This window comes from Micromonospora sp. NPDC001898 (genome assembly GCF_042891255.1).
Taxonomy (GTDB): domain Bacteria; phylum Actinomycetota; class Actinomycetes; order Mycobacteriales; family Micromonosporaceae; genus Micromonospora.
Genome location: NZ_JBIATC010000044.1, coordinates 1 through 1,041 on the forward strand (window position 1 = coordinate 1; position 1,041 = coordinate 1,041).

Here is a 1,041-nt window from a genome sequence, read left to right on the forward strand (position 1 = left end):
CGGTGGAGGTGGCGACGTACACGTCGTTGAGGGTTCCTTGGGTGAACGCGACGATGTCGTCTTTACCGTCCCCACTGAAATCCGTCGACGAACCCGGGGCGATGCCGGTGACCCGCCCGGCCTCGGCGAGCAGTGACCGGGCCTTGGCCTGTGACTGGTCGTAGCGGTCGGGGAAGCCGGATCGTTGGACGCACTGCGCTACCTGACCGGCGGTGTAGCCGGGGTTGTCGCGGTTGCAGGTGATCGCACTGGTGAAGAACTGCGTCGACGAGTAGACCGGGTCCATGATCTGCTCCGGCGTGCCCCAGCCGTAGTCCCAGCGCTGCTGGAACACGCCGAGGGAGGACTTGTCCCCGCAGGGCAGGTTGTTCATGTGGGACTCGACCCAGCCGGTTTCGAAGCCGGCGAGCATCACCTTGTCGTTGACGCGAAGGCTGAGGCCCACCCGGTGCACGATCACGATGACCGACGGGTCGTGGTTCGCCGGTATCGAGGTGCAGGCCAGCGTGCCGAAGTTGTTGTTCGAGGGGGCCGCTGCGGCGGGTGCGACCGGAGCCGTCACCGCCAGCGTGACGGCGACGGCAGCGGCCAGCCGGGCCGCGAGGTGGAACACGGCGAGTCTTCGGGTGGGAGTGTCCATGACGGCCCTCCGGGAAGCGGGGAACGGTGGTCCGGGCGGGGCGGGGCCGCTGTCCCGGAGGCGAGGACGGGCGGCGAGCGGCGGAGACATCTGTCGATAGATGCATGAAACTTACGGCCACTCGACGATGCAGTCAAGGAAGAAACTTTCGCGCGGGTGGAGGTTCGGAGATTGCCTCCCACCTGCGGGAATGGCGGAGGACGGGGTGCCCTGCCCCACCCGGCCGCGACCTCAGGTATTGACAGCAATCGAACGGGTTGGCTTCACTTCCGCCAGTGGCACCGTCCAGGGGCCCGCCCGCCGAGGTGACACATGGCCCGATCCCGCGGCTTGCGTGCCGTCGCCCTCACCGCTGTCCTCGCCATGGCTGCCGCGTCCGCGCCGTCCGCGGCGTCCGCCAC

At 68.4% G+C, this 1,041-nt stretch carries 1 pseudogene; it reads right to left on the reverse strand.

Annotated elements, in window-relative coordinates:
• A pseudogene (locus ACFYZF_RS30560) lies at positions 1-640 on the reverse strand (VCBS repeat-containing protein); the annotation flags it as partial.
• Between the last annotated feature and the right edge of the window lie 401 nt (positions 641-1,041).